The sequence below is a fragment of the Streptomyces sp. NPDC015171 genome (assembly GCF_043079545.1).
GTDB lineage: Bacteria > Actinomycetota > Actinomycetes > Streptomycetales > Streptomycetaceae > Streptomyces.
This window is the reverse complement of sequence record NZ_JBIBUO010000018.1, coordinates 45,247-59,484: the sequence shown is the minus strand read 5'-3', so window position 1 is coordinate 59,484 and position 14,238 is coordinate 45,247. Positions and strand designations below refer to the sequence as shown.

Below are 14,238 nucleotides of genomic sequence, written 5' to 3'. Positions count from 1 at the left end.
GTCCCGCCACCCGAAGGCTCTGATGACCCTCCCCTGTAAGCCGCCGTCCCCGATTCCGCCACCCGCCGTTAGGGCGGCACGGAAAGCCTGTGCCGATGTGACCTCCGTCCCTGTCCCCCCGCTCCCCCGCGGACGCCTCCCCCGGCGGTTCCCCCGCCGCGTCCCCGGCCGCGTCCCGGTCCGCCAGGTGCTGTGCCTGGTCCCGCTCGCGCTCGTCGCCGTCATCGCCGTCCGGCACCGCGCGGTGCTGGCCGAGGGCTTCGGCCAGCTGCGTACCGCCTCCTGGCCCTGGCTGCTCGCCGCGGCCGGGGCCACCTGCCTGACCTGGGTGGCCGCCGCGTGCACCCGGCAGGGCGCGGTGCTGCAGCCGCTGCCCAAGGGGCGGCTGCTCGCCACCCAGTTCGCGGCGGGCGCCGCCAATCATCTGCTGCCCACCGGGCTCGGCGCGGGCGCCGTGAACCTGCGCTTCATGTCCGTGTGCGGGGTGCCGCTCGCCCGTTCCTCGGCCGCGCTCGCCCTGTACCTGCTCGCCGAGTGCGTGGGCCGGCTCGGTCTGCTGGCCGTGCTGCTGATCGCCTTCCCCGACGCGCTGCGGCTCGGCCCGCTGCTGCCGGACGGCTCGGTGCTCCCGCTGCTGCTGGGCGCCGCCGGGCTGCCTGCCGTCGCCGCTGCCGTGCTCGCGCTCGTGCGACCGGTACGCAGGCGCGTGTCCGCGTTCGTGCGCGACGCCCTGGGCGAGGCGCGGTCGGTGCACGCCCGGCCCGCCCGCGCCCTGGCGTTGTGGGGCGGCTCGCTGGCCTTCCCCGCGCTCCAGGCGGGCGGTCTCGCGGCGGTCGGCCTCGCGCTGCGGCTGCCGGTGCCGGTCGCGCACATGGCGCTGGCCTACCTCGCCGCGACGGTCGCGGTGGCCGTGGTCCCCACGCCCGGCGGTCTCGGTTCCGTGGACGCGGCGCTGATCGTGGCGCTGATCGCGGTGGGCGGCCCGGCGGCGGTGGCCACCGCGGTGGTGCTGGCCTACCGGATCATCACCATGTGGGTGCCCCTGCTGCCGGGGGCGCTGACGCTGGGGGCACTGGTGCGGCTGAAGGTCATCTGAGGCACAGTGAGGCCTTCGAACCGCCCCCTCCCTCTGCGAAGGAGCACCCCCGTGCCGGTCCGCGTGGAACGCAAGGAGTACGTGACCACGGTCGTCCTGTCCCGGCCCGATGCCCGCAACGCCGTGGACGGTCCGACGGCCGCCGCGCTCGCCGCCGCCTTCCGGGCGTTCGAGGCGGACGACGAGGCGCGGGTGGCGGTGCTGTGGGGCGAGGGCGGCACGTTCTGCGCGGGCGCGGATCTCAAGGCGATCGGCACGGAACGCGGCAACCGGGTGGCCGAGGACGGCGACGGGCCGATGGGGCCGACCCGGATGCGGCTGTCCAAGCCGGTGATCGCGGCGGTGGCCGGACACGCGGTCGCGGGCGGCCTCGAACTCGCCCTGTGGTGCGATCTGCGGGTCGCGGAGGAGGACGCGGTGTTCGGGGTGTTCTGCCGCCGCTGGGGCGTGCCGCTGATCGACGGCGGCACGGTCCGGCTGCCCCGGCTGATCGGCACCGGCCGGGCCCTGGACATGATCCTCACCGGCCGCCCGGTGCCGGCCCGTGAGGCGCACGCGATGGGGCTCGCCGACCGGGTGGTGCCGACCGGGACCGCCCGCGCCGAAGCGGAGGCGCTCGCCGCGGCCGTCGCAGGCTTCCCGCAGGACTGTCTGCGCGGCGACCGGGCGTCGGTGCTGGACCAGGAGGGGCTCGACGAGGAGTCGGCCCTGCGCGGCGAACTCCGGTACGGCATGGCGGTGCTGGCGCAGAGCGCGCAGGGCGTCGCCCGCTTCACCGCCGGGTCCGGGCGGCACGGCTCCTTCACCGACCACTGATCCCCGGGCACGCCCCGTCAGCCGGTGCTCACCCGTACCTCCCCGCCCGCGGGGTCGACACGGTCGTGCCAGCGGGCGGTGAGGGCCAGGGTGCGGTGGGGCAGCGCGGTGCCGGGGCCGAGCCGCTCGCGGTGCAGCAGCCGGCCGTCCTGGCGGACGTACAGGACGGGGCGGCGCAGCGGGACGCCGGTGCGCAGGACATGGCCTTCGGGCGCGGCGCCCGGTGTGACGCGGTTCGGCGCGATCCAGCGCAGCGGCGCCGCCACGACGAGGGGTACCCCCGGCTCCGGCCAGGGTGCGCCCGCCAGGAAGTCCAGGACCGCGCCGGCCGCCCGGACGCCCTCGCGGGCCGCGGTGCCGGCCGGCTCCACGGCGTGCAGCAGGTTGCCGGCGGCGAAGACACCGGGGCGCGAGGTGTGCGCCGAGCCGCCGACGGCGGGGCCCCGGGTGCCGGGGTCGAGGGCGAGGCCGCCGCGCCGGGCCAGCTCGTGCTCGGGGACGAAGTCTCCGGTGAACACCACGGTGTCACAGGGCAGGACGGTCGTACGGCCGTCCCGGTGGCGGACGCGCACACCGGACAGCCGGCCGTGCCCGAGGAGTTCGGTGACGGCGGTGCCGGTGAGCAGCGGGACGCGGTCGCGCAGCCGGGCCGCCTGGGCGCGGGCGCGGCCGGTCTGGGCGCGCGGGTGTTCCGTGACCAGGGCGACGACCTCGGCGCCTGCCGCGCGCAAGGTGCCGGCCGCCGCGTAGGAGATGTCCGCCGCGCCGGCCACGACCGCGCGGGTGCCGATGTGCTGCCCGAACAGGTGGACCGCCTGCTGGAGTTCACCGGTGGTGTAGACGCCGGCGGGGCGGGTGCCGGGCACCAGCCGTGCGGTGCGCGGGCGTTCACGGGCGCCGGTGGCGAGGAGGACCGCCCGTGCCTCGATCGTCTCGGGGCCGCCGGGGCCGACGGTGCTGAGCACGGGTCCCGCCGTCGCCCAGTCCAGTGCGGTCACCCCGGTCCTGAGCGTGGCTCCGGACCGCTCGGCGGCCTCCGTGAGCAGCCGGGCGTAGCCGGGTCCGGTGAGCGGGTGGGTCCAGGTGCCGAAGCCGCCGTGCGCGCAGTGCCGGGGCACTCCGCCGGGCCGCGCCTCCCGCTCCAGCACCTCCACGCGCCCGGCACCCGCGGCGGCGAGCCGCGCGGCGGCGGCGAGCCCCGCGGGTCCCGCGCCGACGACGAGAACGTCGACACGACGCGGAACGGAGAGGGACGAGACGGACGAGAGGGACGGGAGGGACGGGAGGGACGAGGCGTCCGGGGCGGTCCGGCCGGCCGGTTCGCCTGGCCCGCCGAGACCGTCCCCGCGTGCGTGCCGCCCGGTTCCGTCGCCGCTCACGCCCGGCCCCGCTCGAACAGCTCGCGGACGGTGGCCCCGCAGTAGAACCCCTGGCAGCGGCCCGCCCGGGCGCGGGTGCGGCGGCGCAGGCCCTCCAGGCTGCGCGCGGGGACCGTGGCGGCCAGGGCGTCGCGGATCTCGCCGCGGGAGACGCGCTCGCAGTGGCAGACGAGCGTGCCGTACTCGGGGTCGGCGGCGATGAGTTCGGGCCGCTGGTAGGGGCGCGGGCAGGCCTCGCCGAGGTTGGGCATGGTCAGTGGCTCCGGCTCGCGCACCGGGCCGAGGTCGAGCCCGCCGGCGGCCAGCAGCCCGGTGACATGGGCGGCGATGGCCAGGGACGCGGTCAGGCCGGTGGAGCGGATGCCGCCGACGGTCACGTACGCCTGCTCGGGGTGTGCGGCGATCGCGTAGTCCTCGTGCCCGGTGGCCGCGCGCAGCCCGGCGTAGACGGCGGTCACCTCCTCGTCGACGAGGGCGGGCAGGACGCGCCGGCCCTGCTCGCGCAGCGCGGCGAGGCCGTCGGCGGTGGAACCGGTGGCCCGTTTGTCGCGCAGGTCCTCGGCGGTGGGGCCGAGCAGGACATTGCCGTAGACGGTGGGGGCGACCAGGACGCCCTTGCCGAGGGCCGTCGGTACGGGCAGCAGGATGTGCCGGACGAGGGGGCGGGCGAGCTTGTCGTACACCAGGAGCTGGCCGCGGCGCGGGGTGACGGTGAAGTCCTCGTGTCCGAGCGCGCGGTCCAGGGTGTCGGCGTGCAGTCCGGCGGCGTTGACGAGGTGGCGGGCGTGCAGGGCGCCCCGGCCGGTGGTCAGCCGGTGCCCGTCCGGGGCCCGCCGCACCTCCCGTACGGCGGTGTTCAGGTGCAGGTCGGCGCCGGCCCGGACCGCTTCGGTGGCGTAGGCCAGGGTCGTCGTCCAGGGGCAGATGACGCTCTCGCCGGGGACGTGCAGGGCACCGAGCGCGCCGGGGCCGAGGTGCGGTTCGCGGGCGTACAGCGCGTCGGGGCCGAGCAGGACGGTGTCGTGGTACGCGTTGCGCCCGGCCTTCTCGGCGAGCCGGGGCAGCGCGGCCAGTTGCTCCTCGTCCCAGGCGACCAGCAGGGCGCCGACCCGTTCGACGGGGATGCCGGTCCGGGCGGCGTAGGCGCCGAGCCGCTCGTACCCCTCCCGGACCAGCCGGGCCTCCAGGGTGCCCGGCGTCGCGTCGAACCCGGTGTGCAGGATCGCGGTGTTCGCCTTGGAGGTGCCCTGGCCGACATCGTCCTGGGCCTCCACCAGGGCGATCCGCAGCCCGGGGCGGAGGGCGAGTTCGCGGGCGATGGCGCAGCCGACCACACCGGCGCCGACGATCGCCACGTCGTACGGCGTCGACGGCAGCGGACCCTCCGCGGTGACGGTCATGAGCCGAGCAGGGTCGCGACCGCCGAGCGGAAGCCGGCGCGGCGTTCGTCGGCCAGGCCGGCCGGGATGCGGGGTTCGTACACGGCGGCGGGCTTCCAGTCGGGCAGGGCGTCGTCGACGGCGAGCGCGGGGTCCGCGCCGAGGCGGGCGAGGGCGGCGGCGCCCAGCGCGGTGGCGTCCGGCAGCGCGGACACCTCGACCGGGCGTTGCAGCAGGTCGGCCTGGGTCTGCATGAGGAGCGCCGAGCGGGTGAGGCCGCCGTCGACGCGGAGCGTGTCCAGGGGTGCGCCCAGGTCGCTCGCGGCGGCCTCGGCGAGTTCGGCGACCTGGGCGGCGATGCCCTCGCACAGCGCGCGCACCAGGTGCCCGGGGGTGGTGTCGAGGCCAAGCCCGGTCAGCGAGCCGCGCAGATCGCCGCGCCACCAGGGGGCGGCGAGCCCGGCGAGGGCCGGGACGAAGGTGACCCCGCCGCTGTCGGGGACGGCGCCGCCGACCGGATCGAGGTCGGCGGCGGAGGCGATGACACCGAGGTCGGTGAGCCAGCGGACGGCGGAGGCGGCCGTGTAGACCTGTCCGTCCAGGCAGTAGCTGGTGTGTCCGGCGAGCCGCCAGGCCACACAGCTGACCAGGCCCGAGCCGCCGCGCCGGGGGCGGTCGCCGGTGTGCGCGAGCAGGAACGCGCCGGTGCCGTAGGTGCACTTGGCGGCGCCGGGGCCGGTGACCCGCTGGGCGAGCAGGGCGGCCTGCTGGTCGACGCAGAGTCCGGTGAGCGGGATCTCCCGGCCGAACGCCGTGGTCGTGCCCACCGGTCCGGCCGCGTCGGTGACCTCGGGCAGGCGCTCGTCCGCCAGGCCGTAGAGGTCGAGGGCGCGCGGGGACCAGGCGGCGCGGTCCAGGTCCAGGAGCTGGGTGCGGCCCGCGGTGGCGGCGTCGGTGGCGAAGGCGCCGGTGAGGCGGTGGACCAGCCAGACGTCGGAGGTGGTGACGACGCCCTCGCGGGTGAGCCGGCGGCGGATCCAGGCCATCTTGGGCGCGGCGAAGTACGGGTCGAGGGGCAGGCCGGTCAGCTGCCGCAGTTCCCCGGCGTGCTCGGCGAGTTCGGCGCAGACGGTCTCGGCACGCCGGTCCTGCCAGACCAGGGCGTCGGTGAGGGGGCGTCCGGTGGCCGGGTCCCAGGCGAGGACGGTCTCGCCCTGATTGGCGAGGCCGAGCGCGACGACGTCCTCGCCGGCCTCGGCGAGCGCGCGCCGGCCGGCCTCGACCACGGAGTCGTACAGCTGAGCCGGGTCCACCTCGACCAGGCCGCCGGGCAGGTACCGGGGGCGCACCTCGGCGAAACCGGCGCCGAGAACGCCGCGTTCGGGACAGACCACGAGCGCCTTGGTGCCGGACGTGCCCTGGTCGACGGCGAGCACCGGCCCCGTCATCGCGTATCCTCCGCTCCGGCCCTGAAGATCACCGCGCCAGCCTGCCGCCGCGGCGGGTCCGGCGTCAAGGTCTTGCGGTGTCCGCCGCCCGAACCGGCCCCCGCGGCCAACTTGGCTTGCGGGATGGTTGACTTGGCAACAATGGTACGGCGGAACCTCCACCTCTATAGTGACCGCCGACCGCAGGAGAACATCTTCATCACCGCCCAGGGGAGGGCTGTTGCATCGTCACCCCGCCACCTCGCCCGTGCCCCCGTGGCAGAGGGACGGCGGCTGATGGCCAGAGAAGGAGCCCGCCCCTCCTACGACCCCGCCGGCCCCGACCACGCGCTGCGCGCCGCCCTCCAGGACCTGCGTACGGGCCGCTGGATGGCCATGCGCACACTGCTCGCCGAGACCGTCGAGTGGTGGCAGTGGACCCAGCGCACCCAGGTCCTGGCCACCGCCGCGGCCGGCACCGACGTGGTGCGCGCCTGGCTCGCCGAGGAGCCGGGCAGCGTCCACGCGACGGTGATGCACGCCCGGGTCGCCGTGGAACGGGCGCTGCGGGCCCGGCGGGAGCAGCACCGCCGCACCCATGAGCTGTGGATCGAGGCGTGGGACGCCGCCCAGTCGGCCACCGTCACCGCCCCGCGGGACCCGGTGCCCTGGGTGTGTCTGCTGGCGCTGGCCCAGCTGGATCCGGAGCAGCGCTGGGACGAGCACCGGACCGCGGCGCCGGAGCCGATGCTTCCGCCGGGCCCCTGGGGGCTGCTGGCCGAGGCCGGAAGGCGCGACCCGTTCAACCGCGAGGCCCATCACCGGATGCTGCAGTTCCTCTACGCGCGTGGCGGTTCCGGCCGGCTCGCGGAGGCGTCCGGGTACGCCCAGTGGGCGGCGGGGCAGGCCCCGCCCGGCTCGGCGCTGCATCTGCTGCCGCTGTACGTCCGGGTCGAGCGCTACCGCCGGGACAGCGGGCACGACGCGGCGCTGGACCTGCACTGGGTGGCGGAGGAGGCGGCCCGCGAGGCGCGGCGCGCGCTGGACTCCTGGTTCGAGCGGACGCGGCCCGTCGAGCGCGCGCTGCCGGACCTGAACCATCTGGCGCACGCCCTGTGGGGCTGCCTCCAGTTCCCGGACGCGGCCCGGGTGTTCGAGGCGATCGGGCCGTACTTCACGCCGCCGCCCTGGATGTACCGCACCCCGGACCGGGACCGTGCCGTGGAGGTCTTCGTCCAGGCCCGGGACCGCTGCCGGGGCACGGCGGACGGTTCCCGCCCCTGACGTACCGGACACCGCGCGCGCGAAGTCCCGGACGCCGGCCCGGGACCGCCACGCCCGCCCCTCGTACACTCCGCCGCACCACACCCGCTCGACCGCACCCCCGCACCACACCCGCTCGACCGCTCCCCCGCACCACCCTGTGAACGCTCCTCCGCACCACCCCTTTGAACGCTCCTCAGCACCGCCCTGAACGTGCCCGTTCGAAACTGTTGATCTCCGGAGGTCTCCGCGTGTCCCCCACCCCCGATCCCTCGTCCGCCCCCTCCCCCGGGCTGCCGCAGCAGGACGAGGAGCAGCGCCTGCGCGAACTCGGCTACCGGCCGGTGCTGGCCCGCCGCATGGGCGGCTTCGGCAACTTCGCGATCAGCTTCTCGGTGATCTCGATCCTGTCCGGCTGCATGACCCTGTACGGCTTCGGCCTGAACACCGGCGGTCCCGCCGTGATGCTGTGGGGCTGGGCCGGCGTCGGCCTGTTCGTGCTGTGCGTCGGCCTGGCGCTCGCCGAGGTCACCAGCGCCTATCCGACCTCGGGCGCCCTGTACTACATGGCCGACCGGCTGGGCGGCCGGCGCTGGGGCTGGTACACCGGCTGGCTGAACCTGCTCGGCCTGCTCGGCGCGATCGCCGGCATCGACTACGGCGCCGCCCTGTTCACCGGCGCGTTCGCCAACCTCCAGTGGGGCTTCGAGCCGACGCCCGGCAAGACCATGCTGATCTTCTGCGTCATCCTGCTGCTGCACGCGACGCTGAACCTGTTCGGTGTGCGCCTGGTCAGCGTGCTCAACTCGATCAGCGTGTGGTGGCACCTGGCGGGCGTCGCGCTGATCGTGGGCGCGCTGGCGATCTTCCCGGACCACCACCAGTCGCCGTCCTTCGTGTTCACCAAGTTCGTCAACGAGACCGGCTGGGACAACCCGCTCTACGTCGCCGCGATCGGCCTGCTCCTCGCCCAGTACACCTTCTCCGGCTACGACGCCTCCGCCCACCTGTCGGAGGAGACCTCGCACGCCTCCGTGGCCGCGTCGCGCGGCATCGTCCGCGCCATCTGGGTGTCCTGGCTCGCCGGCTTCGCGCTGCTGGCCGGTCTGACCTTCGCCATCCAGGACTACGACGCCACCCGCGCCACCGACACCGGGGTGCCGCCCGCCCAGATCCTGCTCGACGGCCTCGGCACCGACGGCGCGAGCGCGCTGCTCCTCGTCGTCATCGTCGCCCAGCTGTTCTGCGGGAACGCCGAAGTCGCCGCCGCCAGCCGGATGGTGTTCGCGTTCAGCCGGGACGGCGCGCTGCCCGGCTCGCACCTGTGGCGCAAGGTCAGCGAGCGCACCCAGACCCCGGTCGCCGCCGTCTGGCTGTCCGTGGTCGTCGCCGGGGTCCTCGCCCTGCCGTCGCTCTACTCGGCGACGGCGTACAACGCGGTGACCGCCATCAACGTCATCGGCATCACCCCGGCCTACGCGATCCCGGTGTTCCTGCGGCTGCGCGCGGGCGACCGCTTCCAGCGCGGGCCCTGGCACCTGGGCCGCTGGAGCAAGCCGATCGGCTGGATCGCGGTCGTCTGGGTGGCGTGCGTGACGATCCTGTTCTGCCTGCCGCAGGCGTCGCCGGTCACGGTCGACACGATGAACTACGCCTCCGTCGCCCTCGCCGTGGTCCTGATCCTCGCCAGCGTCTGGTGGTACGTCGCCCGCAGGTCGTACGGCACGCCCACCACCGCCGCCTACGGCAGCGACCGCGACCAGGCGGAACTCGCCGAGGGCATCGTCTGAGCCGTCCGGCCGAAGAGCGCCGGTCCTGGTACGAACTGGTGTGCCGGATACGGCAGGATGAACGAGCGCGCCGGTCACCGGAGTTCCGGGGCCGGCGCGGTCGCACTTCCCGGACTTCGAGCAGGTGAACCGTGACGAGACTGCACAACCCGTCCTCCGCAGAGGCCGTGCGCCCCGGAGGTGACCGGTGAACCGCGCGCTGACCCTGGACGACCTCGTCCTCGCCGGCATCGCCCTGGGTGCCGGCCTGGTGCTCGCCTTCATGTCGCGCACCCTGCTGCGCTGGCTGGCCAAGCACGCCAAGCGGACCCGCTGGAGCGGCGACGACGTCATCGTGGACGCGCTGCGCTCGGTCGTGCCCTGGGCGGCGATCGCGGGCGGCGCGGCGGTGGCGGCGGCCGTGCTGCCGCTCACCAGAAGCGTGCAGCACCACACCCACCAGGTGCTCCAGGTCTGGCTGATCATCGTGGTGACGTTCTCCGCCGCCCGGGTGATCGCCGGTCTGGTCCGCTCGGTCACCCAGTCCCGCTCGGGAGTGGCGGGCTCGGCGACCATCTTCGTCAACATCACCCGGGTCCTGGTCCTGGCGATCGGCTTCCTGGTGGTCCTGCAGACCCTCGGCATCTCGATAGCGCCGCTGCTCACCGCCCTGGGTGTCGGCGGCCTCGCCGTCGCCCTGGCCCTCCAGGACACGCTGGCCAATCTCTTCGCGGGCATCCACATCCTCGCCTCCAAGACCGTCCAGCCGGGCGACTACATCCGGCTCAGCAGCGGCGAGGAGGGCTATGTCGTGGACATCAACTGGCGTCAGACCACGGTCCGCCAGCTCTCCAACAACCTGGTGGTCATCCCCAACGGCCAGCTGGCCAAGGCCAACATGACCAACTACACGCGCCCCGAGCAGGAGCTGACCGTCCTGGTGCAGGTGGGGGTGAGCTACGACGCGGACCTGGAGCACGTCGAGCGGGTGACCGCCGAGGTGGTCACGCAGGTCATGACGGACGTCACGGGCGCCATGCCCGACCACGAGCCCGCCATCCGCTTCCACACCTTCGGCGACTCCCGGATCGGTTTCACGGTGATCCTCGGCGTGGGCGAGTTCAGCGACCAGTACCGGATCAAGCACGAGTTCATCAAGCGCCTGCACCGCCGCTACCGCGAGGAGGGCATCCGCATCCCGGCCCCCACCCGCACGGTGGCCCTACAGCAGGGCACGGTGGTGATTCCGCAGCAGCGGACCGGCCAGGACGCGCTGTCCGAACCCTCCCTGGGCGACTAGGGGCGGACGCGGGGGCGGTGTCCCGCTATCGGCGGGGAAGGAGCCCGGTCCCGCCCTAAGGTCGGCTCGGCAGAGCGTGAGGGCGGGCGCGTCGCGCAGGCGGTGGCGAGGCGCCCGCCGCGGTGTGCGAGGGGGCTGGGGCGAGCGGTGGCCGACGAGCCGTCCTGGTGGCGGCCGACCTGGCGATCGCGGTGTTCGCCGGTGTGCTGTCGTTCCTGAGCTGGGACCGGGCGGATCAGGTGGCCGGTGTGGTCTCCGCCCTGGCCGGTGTGGCCGCCCTGGGAGCCGGCGTGTACGCCGTGCTGGCCCCGGCCGCCGCCGTACGGGTGGCGCGGACGGGGAGGGCGACGTCGAAGGGGCGCGGGGACGCGAACACCGGTCTGCTCTCCTCCGGACCGGCCGCCGCGCTCGGCCCGGTGTCCGTAGGCGACACCGGTGACGCGCGGGCGGACGGCGGTACCGCGAACACCTGCGTCCGGCAGCGGTAGCGGCGGGCCCTGGGCGAGGCGGGGCGTACGGCCGAGGGATCCCGTGTCGCCCGCCGTGCGCGGGAGGTCGCCGAGGCGGCACCCGGCGGCTACGGGCGCCTGCTGGACCTCACCCGCGTGGCCGAGGGCGCACCGCACGGGGTGTGCGGACGAGGGGGACGCGCTCCTCTGCCGCCAGCTGGACGAGGCCGGGCGGCGGAACTGGCGGCGGAGATCCTCGGCCTCGCGCTCGCCTCGGACAGTCCGTCCCGCCCGAGCTGGCGGCGGTACAGCGCGGCCGGCGCCTTCCTCGCCGCGGGAGAGCCCGACGCGGCCCTGGGGCTGCTCGGGAGCCTGCCGGCGGACATGGTCCCCGAGTTCCTCGCGGACATGGTCCCCGAGTTCCTGAGCTCGGTCGTGGAGGGACTGGCGACACAGGGGGACCTGGAGCGCGCCACACGGATCGCCGCGGAGACCGACGACCCGGCCATGGCCGGGCGCGGCCTCGGGTTCATCGCCGCGGGTACGGCGGCGGCCGGCGACGACGCCCGTGCCGTGGAGCTGCTCGACGCGATCATCCGCCCCGCCGTCCGGGATCGGGCGGTACCGGAGCTCGTCGCGGAGCTGTGCCGGGCGGGTGCGCGGGCACCGGCGGGTGCCCTGGCCTGCACCGTCACCGATCCCCTGAACCGGAGCAGGGCCCTCGCGGCGGCCGTCCGGTCGCTCGGCGCCGTACCCGAGGGGCGCGGGCTGCTGGCCCAGGCGCTGTCCCTGGGCCCCTGGGCCCCTGGGACCAGCTGATCCAGGAGATCGCCGAGGTCGCCCCGGAACACCTGGGGCCGCTGGCGGACCTCGCCCCGCGGAAGCCCGTATCGAACATGCGTGCATAGCGGACACGGCACGCCCCCTGATCGCACGGGTGCGGGCGGACGGCATCTTTTCCGGCCAGGACCCCTGTCGAGCCCACCCCGATCACGAGATATCTTGATGTCGAGCAATGTTGCAGACGTGGAGCGGAGCACCCGGTGACTGACTCGACCATCATCTACACCTACACAGACGAGGCCCCGGCCCTGGCGACGCACTCGTTCCTGCCGGTGATCAAGGCGTATGCCTCGCAGGCCGGTGTGCCCGTGGAGACCCGCGACATCTCGCTGGCCGGGCGCATCATCGCCGTCTTCCCGGAGTACCTGAACGAGGACCAGCGCATCCCCGACGCGCTGACCGAGCTGGGCGAGCTGGCCAAGACCCCCGCGGCCAACATCATCAAGCTGCCGAACATCTCGGCGTCCATCCCGCAGCTGAAGGCCGCCATCGCCGAGCTGCAGGACAAGGGCTACGCGCTGCCGGCCTACCCGGACGACCCGAAGACCGACGAGGAGCGCGAGATCCGCGCCCGCTACGACAAGATCAAGGGCTCGGCCGTCAACCCGGTCCTGCGCGAGGGCAACTCCGACCGCCGCGCCCCGGCCTCGGTGAAGAACTACGCCAAGACCCACCCGCACCGCATGGGCGCCTGGACCACCGAGTCCAAGACCGACGTGGCCACCATGGGTGAGAACGACTTCCGCTCCACCGAGAAGTCCGTGACCATCGCCGAGGACGGCGCGCTGCGCATCGAGCTGGTCGGTGACGACGGCTCCACCACCGTGCTGCGCGAGTCCGTACCGGTCCTGGCCGGCGAGGTCGTCGACGCCTCCGTGCTGCGCACGGCCGCCCTGCGCGAGTTCCTGACCGCGCAGATCGCCCGGGCCAAGGAGGAGGGCGTCCTGTTCTCCGTGCACCTGAAGGCCACGATGATGAAGGTCTCCGACCCGATCATCTTCGGTCACGTGGTGCGCGCGTTCTTCCCGAAGACGTTCGCGAAGTACGCCGAGACCTTCGCCGCGGCCGGCCTCACCCCGAACGACGGCCTCGGCGGCATCCTCAAGGGCCTGGAGAACCTGCCCGAGGGCGCCGAGATCAAGGCGTCCTTCGACGCGGAGATCGCCGAGGGCCCGACCCTCGCCATGGTCGACTCCGACAAGGGCATCACCAACCTGCACGTGCCGTCGGACGTCATCATCGACGCCTCCATGCCGGCGATGATCCGCACCTCCGGCCACATGTGGGGCCCGGACGGCCAGGAGCACGACACCCTCGCCGTGATCCCGGACTCCTCCTACGCGGGTGTCTACCAGGCGGTCATCGAGGACTGCCGGGCCAACGGCGCCTACGACCCGTCCACCATGGGCTCGGTCCCGAACGTCGGTCTGATGGCGCAGAAGGCCGAGGAGTACGGCTCCCACGACAAGACCTTCGAGATCGCGGTCACCGGCACGGTCCGGCTGGTCGACGCGGCCGGCAACGCCGTGATCGAGCAGGCCGTCTCCGCGGGCGACATCTTCCGCGCCTGCCAGACCAAGGACGCGCCGATCCGCGACTGGGTCAAGCTGGCCGTCACCCGCGCCCGCGCCACCGGCGACCCGGCCGTGTTCTGGCTGGACGAGGGCCGTGCCCACGACGCGCAGCTGATCGCCAAGGTCGAGCAGTACCTGGCGGAGCACGACACCGAGGGCCTGGACATCAAGGTCCTCTCGCCGGTCGAGGCCACCAAGCTGTCGGTGGAGCGCATCCGCCGCGGCGAGAACACCATCTCGGTCACCGGCAACGTCCTGCGCGACTACCTGACCGACCTCTTCCCGATCCTGGAGCTGGGCACCAGCGCCAAGATGCTGTCGGTCGTCCCGCTGATGGCGGGCGGCGGCCTGTTCGAGACGGGCGCCGGCGGCTCCGCGCCGAAGCACGTCCAGCAGCTGGTCAAGGAGGACTACCTGCGCTGGGACTCCCTCGGTGAGTTCTTCGCGCTCGTCCCGTCCCTGGAGCAGTACGCGACGGTCACCGGCAACACCCGCGCCAAGGTCCTCGCCGACACCCTGGACCGCGCCACGGCGACCTTCCTCAACGAGGACAAGTCCCCGACCCGGCGCGTCGGCGGCATCGACAACCGCGGCAGCCACTTCTACCTCTCCCTGTACTGGGCGCAGGAGCTGGCCAAGCAGACCGACGACGCCGACCTCGCCAAGGCGTTCGCGCCGTTCGCCGAGGCCCTCGCCGCCAACGAGACGGCGATCGTGGACGAGCTGATCGCCGTCCAGGGCAAGCCGGCCGACATCGGCGGCTACTACCAGGTCGACGCGGCCAAGGCGGACGCGGTCATGCGCCCGTCGGCCACCTGGAACGAGGCCCTGGCGTCCCTGAACTGACGCCCGCCGTCTGACGGTTCGCGAAGCCTCCGCCCCGGCCGGCACCACCCGGCCGGGGCGGAGCCGTGTCCCGGCACCGTTACGGCGGCATGTCGTG

Annotated in this window: 11 protein-coding genes; 8 read left to right on the top strand and 3 right to left on the bottom strand. The window is 74.3% G+C overall.

From position 1 onward, the window contains the following. The first annotated feature begins 97 nt into the window (after positions 1–97). Both ACF073_RS34825 and ACF073_RS34820 read left to right on the top strand, forming a co-directional pair. Positions 98–1,096: a YbhN family protein gene (locus ACF073_RS34825; RefSeq protein WP_392075478.1), complete on the top strand. Its 999-nt coding sequence runs from the start codon at positions 98–100 to the stop codon at positions 1,094–1,096. Between the two features lie 51 nt (positions 1,097–1,147). Further along, positions 1,148–1,912, top strand: coding sequence for a crotonase/enoyl-CoA hydratase family protein (locus ACF073_RS34820; protein WP_392075477.1), 765 nt, complete (start codon positions 1,148–1,150; stop codon positions 1,910–1,912). A gap of 17 nt (positions 1,913–1,929) precedes the next feature. Here the strand turns inward: ACF073_RS34820 and ACF073_RS34815 are convergent, their stop codons facing one another. The 3 genes from ACF073_RS34815 to ACF073_RS34805 are packed head-to-tail and all read right to left on the bottom strand — an operon-like array spanning position 1,930 to position 6,118. Then, complete coding sequence (locus tag ACF073_RS34815; RefSeq protein WP_392075476.1) at positions 1,930–3,291, bottom strand: NAD(P)/FAD-dependent oxidoreductase; 1,362 nt, start codon at positions 3,289–3,291, stop codon at positions 1,930–1,932. After that, positions 3,288–4,691 (bottom strand): FAD-dependent oxidoreductase, encoded by a 1,404-nt coding sequence (locus ACF073_RS34810; protein WP_392075475.1) that lies wholly within the window; start codon positions 4,689–4,691, stop codon positions 3,288–3,290. The genes ACF073_RS34815 and ACF073_RS34810 overlap by 4 nt, the downstream gene beginning before the upstream one ends. After that, a complete protein-coding gene (locus tag ACF073_RS34805) occupies positions 4,688–6,118 on the bottom strand; it encodes an FGGY family carbohydrate kinase (RefSeq protein WP_392075474.1) in 1,431 nt (476 codons plus the stop codon). Before ACF073_RS34805 ends, ACF073_RS34810 begins: the two co-directional genes overlap by 4 nt. Before the next feature lie 276 nt (positions 6,119–6,394). On the opposite strand from ACF073_RS34805, the gene ACF073_RS34800 reads away from it, so the two are divergent. The 6 genes from ACF073_RS34800 to ACF073_RS34775 all read left to right on the top strand — a co-directional run bounded on the left by ACF073_RS34800 (position 6,395) and on the right by ACF073_RS34775 (position 14,141). Further along, positions 6,395–7,381 (top strand): hypothetical protein, encoded by a 987-nt coding sequence (locus ACF073_RS34800; RefSeq protein ID WP_392075473.1) that lies wholly within the window; start codon positions 6,395–6,397, stop codon positions 7,379–7,381. Between the two features lie 230 nt (positions 7,382–7,611). After that, a complete protein-coding gene (locus ACF073_RS34795) occupies positions 7,612–9,150 on the top strand; it encodes an amino acid permease (protein ID WP_392075471.1) in 1,539 nt (512 codons plus the stop codon). Positions 9,151–9,337: 187 nt separating this feature from the next. Further along, a complete protein-coding gene (locus ACF073_RS34790) occupies positions 9,338–10,429 on the top strand; it encodes a mechanosensitive ion channel family protein (RefSeq protein ID WP_392075470.1) in 1,092 nt (363 codons plus the stop codon). 167 nt (positions 10,430–10,596) lie between these two features. After that, positions 10,597–10,917 (top strand): hypothetical protein, encoded by a 321-nt coding sequence (locus ACF073_RS34785; protein ID WP_392075469.1) that lies wholly within the window; start codon positions 10,597–10,599, stop codon positions 10,915–10,917. A 117-nt stretch (positions 10,918–11,034) separates the two neighbouring features. Beyond that, positions 11,035–11,697, top strand: coding sequence for a hypothetical protein (locus ACF073_RS34780; RefSeq protein ID WP_392075468.1), 663 nt, complete (start codon positions 11,035–11,037; stop codon positions 11,695–11,697). Between the two features lie 224 nt (positions 11,698–11,921). Beyond that, positions 11,922–14,141 carry an NADP-dependent isocitrate dehydrogenase gene (locus ACF073_RS34775; RefSeq protein WP_392075467.1) on the top strand — a complete coding sequence of 740 codons (2,220 nt, stop codon included), beginning with the start codon at positions 11,922–11,924 and terminating at the stop codon, positions 14,139–14,141. Positions 14,142–14,238 lie beyond the last annotated feature (97 nt).

What these genes read in the sequence shown, in the direction of transcription:
- ACF073_RS34805 (WP_392075474.1), bottom strand. Translation starts at nt 6,118, where the DNA reads ATGACGGGGCCGGTGCTCGCCGTCGACCAGGGCACGTCCGGCACCAAG.
- ACF073_RS34800 (WP_392075473.1), top strand. Translation starts at nt 6,395, where the DNA reads ATGGCCAGAGAAGGAGCCCGCCCCTCCTACGACCCCGCCGGCCCCGAC.
- ACF073_RS34810 (WP_392075475.1), bottom strand. Translation starts at nt 4,691, where the DNA reads ATGACCGTCACCGCGGAGGGTCCGCTGCCGTCGACGCCGTACGACGTG.